The organism is Amycolatopsis sp. NPDC026612 (assembly GCF_040638285.1).
GTDB lineage: Bacteria > Actinomycetota > Actinomycetes > Mycobacteriales > Pseudonocardiaceae > Amycolatopsis.
Map to the genome: position 1 here is coordinate 1 of NZ_JBEZYB010000154.1, position 7,546 is coordinate 7,546.

Consider the following 7,546-nt stretch of genomic DNA (forward strand, 5'->3'; position numbering starts at 1 on the left):
CCCCGGCCCGGGGTCCGGGGGGGGTACTAACCCGGGCCATCAAACAATGGGGCGCTCGGTTTGCCGCGCCCGGCGCGGCCGGCCCCCCGCCCGCGGCGACGGTCGCCGCGGCCAGGCGGTCGGCCAGCAGGCGGGTCGACGAGGGAACCGACAGACCCGCCGTCACCACTGCGAGTTTCATACCGAAGCCTCCACCAAAGCCGCCTTCAGGGACTCGTGCGTCGGCGCGTCCGGCACGTGGGCCGGGCGGAGTGCGTCGAGTTCCTTGCGCAGCACCGGGACGACGTGCTCGCCGAGCAGGTCGAGCTGCTCCAGCACCGTCTTCAGCGGCAGGCCCGCGTGGTCCATCAGGAACAGCTGGCGCTGGTAGTCGCCGAAGTGCTCGCGGAAGGTCAGCGTCTTGTCGATGACCTCCTGCGGGCTGCCGACCGTCAGCGGGGTCTGCTCGGTGAACTCCTCCAGCGACGGGCCGTGCCCGTACACCGGCGCGTTGTCGAAGTACGGCCGGAACTCGTTCCGCGCGTCCTGGGACTTCGGCCGGATGAACGCCTGGCCGCCGAGGCCGACGATCGCCTGGTCCGCCGACCCGTGCCCGTAGTGCTCGAAGCGCTGCCGGTAGAACGCGATCAGCTGCTGGAAGTGCTCCTTCGGCCAGAAGATGTGGTTCGCGAAGAAGCCGTCGCCGTAGTACGCGGCCTGCTCGGCGATCTCCGGGCTGCGGATGGAACCGTGCCAGACGAACGGCGGGACGCCGTCCAGGGGCCGCGGCGTCGACGTGAAGCCCTGCAGCGGGGTGCGGAACTTGCCGGACCAGTCGACGACGTCCTCGCGCCAGAGCTTCCGCAGCAGCGCGTAGTTCTCGATCGCCAGGGGAATGCCCTGGCGGATGTCCTGGCCGAACCACGGGTACACCGGGCCGGTGTTGCCGCGGCCCATCATGAGGTCCACGCGGCCGTCGGCGAGGTGCTGCAGCACCGCGAAGTCCTCGGCGATCTTCACCGGGTCGTTCGTGGTGATCAAGGTCGTCGAGGTCGACAGGATCAGCTTCGACGTCTGCGCCGCGATGTGGCCCAGCATCGTCGTGGGCGACGACGGCACGAACGGCGGGTTGTGGTGCTCGCCGGTCGCGAAGACGTCGAGGCCGACCTCTTCGGCCTTGAGCGCGATCCGGACCATCGCCTTGATCCGCTCGTGCTCGCTGGGCGTGGTTCCGTTCGTGGGATCGGTCGTGACGTCGCCCACCGTGAAGATTCCGAACTGCATGACCTGCTCCCTTCGCGAGCACCATCTTACATGCACGTTCAACTACTTCCAAGCAAGAGATATTCCGGCCGACAAGGGCCTGAGGGGCACCGGCTAAGGTCGTGGGCATGGACGCGGAGCTCGCTCGGCTGGGTTTGGCAGAACGTTCGGTACGACTACTCGCCGGTCGCGACATCTGGGCCTCGATCACCCCCTTGCTCGCCCCGCGCCGGAACCTGGTGGCCGCTTTCGGCCAGGTCGGTCCCGGCGCGGCTGCCCTGTTGCCGTTGCAACCCGGCGACACGCTGATCACGGACGCGAGCCTGGACACGGTGCTGTCCGGTGCGACGAGCCCGCACGCGCTGCTGCACTGGGTGAAGGCCGGCGTGATCGTGCACTCGCTGCGCGGGCTGAACGCGAAGCTGGTGATCGCCGAGGACGACCCGTCGTTCGTCGTGGTCGGCTCGGCCGACGTCACCGCCGCCGGCCCGCGGCAGCTGTTCGAAGCGGTCACCCTCTCCCACGAGCGGCAGACCGTCGAGGAGGCCCAGGAGGCCTGGCTCGAGTGGTGCGACCTCGCGGGCCCCTCGCTGACCGCCGGTGACCTGGAGCCGCTGCTGGAGCAGTACGGGGCCGGCAAGTTCGTCACGGCTTCGCGGCCCACCCCCAGCCGGGCCGCCGCGCCCGCCCGGCCGGTGGTGACCAGCCGCCCGGCGACGCCGGTCCGGCCCGCGGCCGTCACGCCGCCGCCGTCGCCGGTCCGCCCCGCGCCGACCCCGCCGCCGTCGCCGGTGCGCCCGACGACCCCGACCACTCCCCCCGTGAGCCTGGGCACTTCACCGTCGGACGTGATCCGCCCCGGCGTTCCGGGCGGAGCTTCGTCCGTGCCCCGCTCGGCCGCCCCCGCGCCCGAGGTCCCGGTCGCCCCCCAGCCCGCCACGGCCGCCTCCCCCGCCGAGCCGGGCCCGGCGCAGCCGGAAGAGCCCAGCACCCCGGACACGGCCGCCGCCGCTTCCGAGTCCGGCTCACCCGCGGAACCGGTGGCGGACGAGCCGGAAGCCACCGACGTGCCCCGGCCGTCCTGGCCGCGCCCGGCCGAGCTGTACCTGGTCAGCCTCGTCGAAGGCGGCGAACCGAACGCCGAGGCCGCGTACCGGCTCGAAGAGCTGCAGCGCGAATACACCCACCCCGGCGAAAACGGCGAATCACCGTTCCGCGTCGAACTGCTCTGGGCCGACGACGGCCAGGGCCAGGACCCGCCGCGCACGCTCCGCCAAGGCGTGCACGTGATCCCCGTCTACAGCCAGAAGCAGGGCCGGCCCCTCGTCGGGTCCCGGATCGAGGCGCCCGGCCTCGTCCTGCAGGCGTACATCGACGAGTTCGCCTACCCCCGTCGCACGTACTGCTACGTGCTGACCCGGCAGTCGGCCGCCAGGCCGGCCTTCGGCGACCTCCGCAAGGCCCTCGCCACGATCGGCGAGAAGCCGAATTTCCGGAACAGTTTCCAGGTCCCGCGGAAGATCGAAGCCCTGCTGGGCCTGTGGCCCGACCTGGGCTACGACCCCCGCTGACGGGCGGCGCACGCCACTCCGGAGACGGGAGCGCGCGAAAGTTGTCGGGGTGGGCGGATATCCTGCACTACGGTGCAGGCGAGTCCGCACCACCACCAGCACTTTCGCGAGCCACGATCCGGGAGAACGACCCTGTGACTGCCGAGACCTTGTACGGGGCCGACGACCTGACGCATCTCGAGGGTCTCGAAGCCGTCCGCAAACGACCCGGGATGTACATCGGCTCCACCGACAGCCGCGGCATCAACCACCTCTTCTCCGAGGTCGTGGACAACTCCACGGACGAGGGGGCCGCCGGCCACGCGACGAAGATCGTCGTCACGCTGCACGCCGACGGGAGCGTCCAGGTGGACGACGACGGCCGCGGCATCCCCACCGGCACCCACGCCAAGTCCGGTTTGTCCGGTGTCGAACTGGTGCTGACGCGCCTGCACGCCGGCGGCAAGTTCGGCGGCTCCGGCTACAAGACCTCCGGCGGCCTGCACGGCGTCGGCGCTTCGGCGGTCAACGCGCTGTCCCACCGCTTCGACGTCACGGTGAAGCAGGACGGCAAGGTCCACCAGATGTCGTTCAAGCACGGCGTGCCCGGCACCTTCGACGGGCCGGGCCCGAAGGCGAAGTTCACCCGCCGGTCCGGGCTGAACCTCGTCGGCAAGATGAAGCGCGGCGAGCGCAGCGGCACGTCGATCCGCTACTGGTACGACGCGCGCTACTTCGAGTCCGGCGCGGCACTCGACGTGGAGGGCGTGCGGGCCAAGCTGCGCAACACCGCGTTCCTCGTCCCGGGCGTCACCTACGTGCTGCGCACCGCGATCGAAGACGCGATCAACGAGGAGACCTTCCACTTCCCGCACGGCGTGGCCGACATGGTCGACTTCCTCACGCCGTCGGGCGACAAGCCGGTCTGCGGCACGCTGCTGATCACCGGCGAAGGCACGTACAAGGAGAACGCGGCCGACGCGGCGGGCGTCATGCAGTCCAATGTGGAGCGCCGCGCCGAGGTCGAGGTGGCGCTGCGCTGGGGCACCGGCTACGAGCGCACGGTCGAGTGCTTCACCAACACGATCCGCAACGTCCACGGCGGCACCCACCGCCGTGGCTTCGACCGGGCCGTGACGAAGGCCTTGCAGGAGGCCATCTCCAAGACCCGCGGGCTGCTCAAGCCCAAGGAGGACATGCCGACGATCGAGGACGTCCTCGAGGGCATGACGGCCGTGGTGCACGTCCGGCTGCCGGAGCCGCAGTTCACCTCGCAGACCAAGGACGAGCTCTCCACCGCCGGGATCACCCGGGTCATCCAGGGCATCGTCGACAAGCACGTCAAGGCCTGGACCGAGGACCGCAGGACCAAGTCCGAGGCCAAGGTCGTGCTGCAGAAGGTGGTCGACGCCTCCCGCGTCCGGCTCACCCAGAAGCAGCAGAAGGACGCCGCCCGGCGCAAGACCGCCCTGGAAGGCGCGGCGATGCCGCCGAAGCTGGTCGACTGCCGCACCACCGGCGTCGCCCGCAGCGAGCTGTTCCTGGTCGAGGGTGACAGCGCGCTGGGGTCGGCGCGGATGGCGCGCGTGTCGGAGTACCAGGCGCTGCTGCCGCTGCGGGGCAAGATCCTGAACGTCCAGAAGGCCTCGTTGGGCGACACGCTGAAGAACGCCGAGATCGCGTCGATCGTGCAGGTACTGGGCGCGGGCACGGGCCGCACGTTCGACCTGGCGACCATGCGCTACGGCCGCGTGATCCTGATGGCGGACGCGGACGTCGACGGCTCGCACATCCGGACGCTGCTGATCACGCTGTTCGCCAAGTACATGCGCCCGGTGATCGAGGACGGCCGGCTGTACGCGGCGATGCCGCCGCTGCACAAGCTCGTCACGAAGGGCCGCAACCCGGAGACGCACTTCACCTTCACCCAGCGGGAGATGGAGACGAAGTTCGCCGAGCTGGAGAAGGCGGGCAAGAGCATCGTCACGCCGGTGCCGCGGTTCAAGGGTCTCGGCGAGATGGACGCCGACGAGCTGTGGGAGACCACGATGAACCCGGCGACCCGCTCGATGCGCCGGATCACCATGGACGACGCCGAGGCCGCCGAAGGCGCGCTGGAACTGCTGATGGGCGAGAAGGTCGAGCCCCGGCGGAACTGGCTGGTCGCCTCGTCCGATCGGGTCGACCGCGAAGCCATCGACGCCTGATTCCCCTCAGCTACCAAGGAGTTTCCCCGTGGCACGCCGCAAGGGCACCACCACCAAGGTCGATCCGAGCGCGTTCGACTCCGCCGGTGCGAACGTCTTCGACAACTCACTGAAGACCGAGATCGAAGACTCCTACCTGGAGTACGCGTATTCGGTCATCCACTCGCGCGCCCTGCCGGACGCGCGGGACGGCCTGAAGCCGGTGCACCGCCGGATCCTGTACTCGATGCACGAGCAGGGTTACCGGCCCACGCACGCGTATGTGAAGTCGTCGCGGGTCGTCGGGGACTGCATGGGCAAGTACCACCCGCACGGCGACACGGCGATCTACGACGCGATGGTGCGCCTGGCCCAGGACTTCTCGCTGAACGTCCCGCTCATCGACGGCCACGGCAACTTCGGCTCCCCGGACGACGGCCCGGCCGCGAGCCGGTACACCGAAGCGCGGATGTCGCCCGAGGCGATGCAGCTGGTCGGTGAGCTCGGCGAGGACACCGTCGACTTCCGCCCCAACTACGACGGTTCGCTCGAAGAGCCGTCCGTGCTGCCCGCGGCGTTCCCGAACCTGCTGGTCAACGGCACGTCCGGGATCGCGGTCGGGATGGCGACCAACATGATCCCGCACAACCTCGGCGAGGTCGTCGCCGCGGCGCGGTGGCTGATCACGCACCCCACCGCGACGCTCGACAAGCTGATGGAGTTCGTGCCCGGCCCCGACCTGCCGACCGGCGGCAAGCTGCTGGGCCTCGACGAGGTCCGCCGCGCCTACGAGACCGGCCGCGGCGTGGTCCGGATGCGCGCGAGCGTCGAAACCGGGCCGCTGGAGGGCAGCCGCGGGCGGCAGGCGATCACCGTCACCGAGCTGCCCTACGGCGTGGGGCCGGAGAAGGTGATCGAGAAGATCACCGACGAGGTCAACAAGTCCAAGCGGCTCACCGGCATCGCCGACGTCAAGGACCTCACCGACCGCGAGAACGGCACGCGGCTGGTCATCGAGTGCAAGGTCGGCGTCAACCCGCAGGCGCTGCTGGCCGACCTCTACCGGCTCACGCCGCTGGAGCAGTCGTTCGGCATCAACAACCTGGTCCTCGTCGACGGCCAGCCGCAGACCCTGGGTCTGAAGGAACTGCTGGAGGTCTTCCTCCGCCACCGCTACGAGGTCGTCACGCGGCGGACGAAGTACCGCCGCCGCAAGCGCGAAGAGCGCCTCCACCTGGTCGACGGCCTGCTGATCGCGCTGCTGAACATCGACAAGGTGATCAAGCTCATCCGCGAAAGCGAAAACGCGCAGGCCGCGAAGGACGGCTTGATGACGCGCTTCAAGCTGTCGGAGATCCAGGCGACGTACATCCTGGACACGCCGCTGCGCCGGCTGACCAAGTACGACCGGCTGGAGCTGGAGGCGGAGCAGGAGCGGCTGCGCGAGGAGATCGCGGAGCTGTCCAAGATCCTCGACGACGAGTCGGTGCTGAAGAAGCTGGTCTCGTCGGAGCTGGCGCAGATCGCGAAGGACTTCCCGACCGAGCGCCGCACCGCGCTGATCGACGGCGACCTGAAGGAGGTACTGGCCGCGTCGAAGCCGTCCGGGCCCCTGGAGGTCACGGACGACCCGTGCCAGGTGATCCTGTCGGCGACCGGGCTGGTCGCCCGCACCGCGGCCGAGTCCGAAGAAGCGACCGAGACGCGTCGCCGCAACGGCCGCGTGAAGCACGACGCCGTCGCGGCGCTGGTCCACACGACCGCGCGCGGGCAGGTGCTGCTGGTGACCAGCCGCGGCCGGGCGTTCAAGACCGACGTGCTGCCGCTGCCGGTGCTGCCCGAACAGGCCGGCACCGTCTCGCTGCGCGGCGGCATGGCGGCGAAGGAACTGGTGCCGCTGGAGAAGGGCGAGACGGTCGTCGGGATCGCGCCGCTGGGCGAGCAGGCGGCGGGCTCCCCCGGCCTGGCCCTGGGTACGAAGGCCGGCGTGGTGAAGATCTGTTCGCCGGAGTGGCCGGTGCGCTCGGACGAGTTCGAGGTGATCAGCCTCAAGGACGGCGACGAGGTCGTCGGCGCGGCGTGGCTGACGGACGGCTCGGAGACGCTGGCGTTCGTCTCGTCGGAGGCGTCGCTGCTGAAGTACGCGGCCTCACTGGTCCGCCCGCAGGGGCTCAAGGGCGGCGGCATGGCGGGGATGAACGTGGGCCCGGGTTCGGTGGTGTACTTCGGCGCGCTCCGCACGGACGACGACGAGCACGGCGAGCCGATGGTGATCACTTCGACGGGCCAGAGCGTGAAGGTGACGCCGTTCAGCGAGTACCCGGCCAAGGGCCGCGCGACGGGCGGCGTCCGGGCCCACCGGTTCCTGAAGGGCGAGACGGCGTTGCGGGTGGCGTGGATCGGCCCGCGCCCGGCAGGTGCGGCGCGCAACGGCGACCCGGTGGAACTCCCGGAGGTCGACGTCCGCCGCGACGGTCGAGCTTCCGGCGCACCGCGCGGGTCGTGCTGAGCAGGTGATCGATCTCCATGATCACCATCCTGGCCCCCGCCGTCGTCAGCCGCCGAACG

At 70.3% G+C, this 7,546-nt stretch carries 4 protein-coding genes and 1 pseudogene; 3 read left to right on the forward strand and 2 right to left on the reverse strand.

Annotated elements, in window-relative coordinates:
* Positions 1–76: 76 nt before the first annotated feature.
* Both AB0F15_RS44415 and AB0F15_RS44420 read right to left on the reverse strand, forming a co-directional pair.
* Positions 77–181: pseudogene (locus AB0F15_RS44415) on the reverse strand (NADPH-dependent FMN reductase); the annotation flags it as partial.
* Positions 178–1,263, reverse strand: a complete 1,086-nt coding sequence (locus AB0F15_RS44420) for an LLM class flavin-dependent oxidoreductase (protein ID WP_360283880.1) — start codon at positions 1,261–1,263, stop codon at positions 178–180. The gene AB0F15_RS44420 and the pseudogene AB0F15_RS44415, both read right to left, overlap by 4 nt.
* Positions 1,264–1,370: 107 nt before the next feature.
* Between AB0F15_RS44420 and AB0F15_RS44425 the strand changes: the two genes are divergently transcribed.
* The 3 genes from AB0F15_RS44425 (at position 1,371) to AB0F15_RS44435 (ending at position 7,487) form a co-directional block, all read left to right on the forward strand.
* The gene (locus AB0F15_RS44425) at positions 1,371–2,813 is read left to right on the forward strand and encodes a hypothetical protein (RefSeq protein ID WP_360283882.1); all 1,443 of its coding nucleotides are present in this window, start codon (positions 1,371–1,373) and stop codon (positions 2,811–2,813) included.
* Between the two features lie 134 nt (positions 2,814–2,947).
* Entirely contained in the window at positions 2,948–4,999 is a 2,052-nt protein-coding gene (locus tag AB0F15_RS44430) for a DNA topoisomerase IV subunit B (protein ID WP_360283884.1), read from the forward strand.
* 28 nt (positions 5,000–5,027) lie between these two features.
* Complete coding sequence (locus AB0F15_RS44435) at positions 5,028–7,487, forward strand: DNA topoisomerase IV subunit A (protein ID WP_360283886.1); 2,460 nt, start codon at positions 5,028–5,030, stop codon at positions 7,485–7,487.
* Positions 7,488–7,546 lie beyond the last annotated feature (59 nt).

What these genes read in the sequence shown, in the direction of transcription:
- AB0F15_RS44420 (WP_360283880.1), bottom strand. Translation starts at nt 1,263, where the DNA reads ATGCAGTTCGGAATCTTCACGGTGGGCGACGTCACGACCGATCCCACG.
- AB0F15_RS44425 (WP_360283882.1), top strand. Translation starts at nt 1,371, where the DNA reads ATGGACGCGGAGCTCGCTCGGCTGGGTTTGGCAGAACGTTCGGTACGA.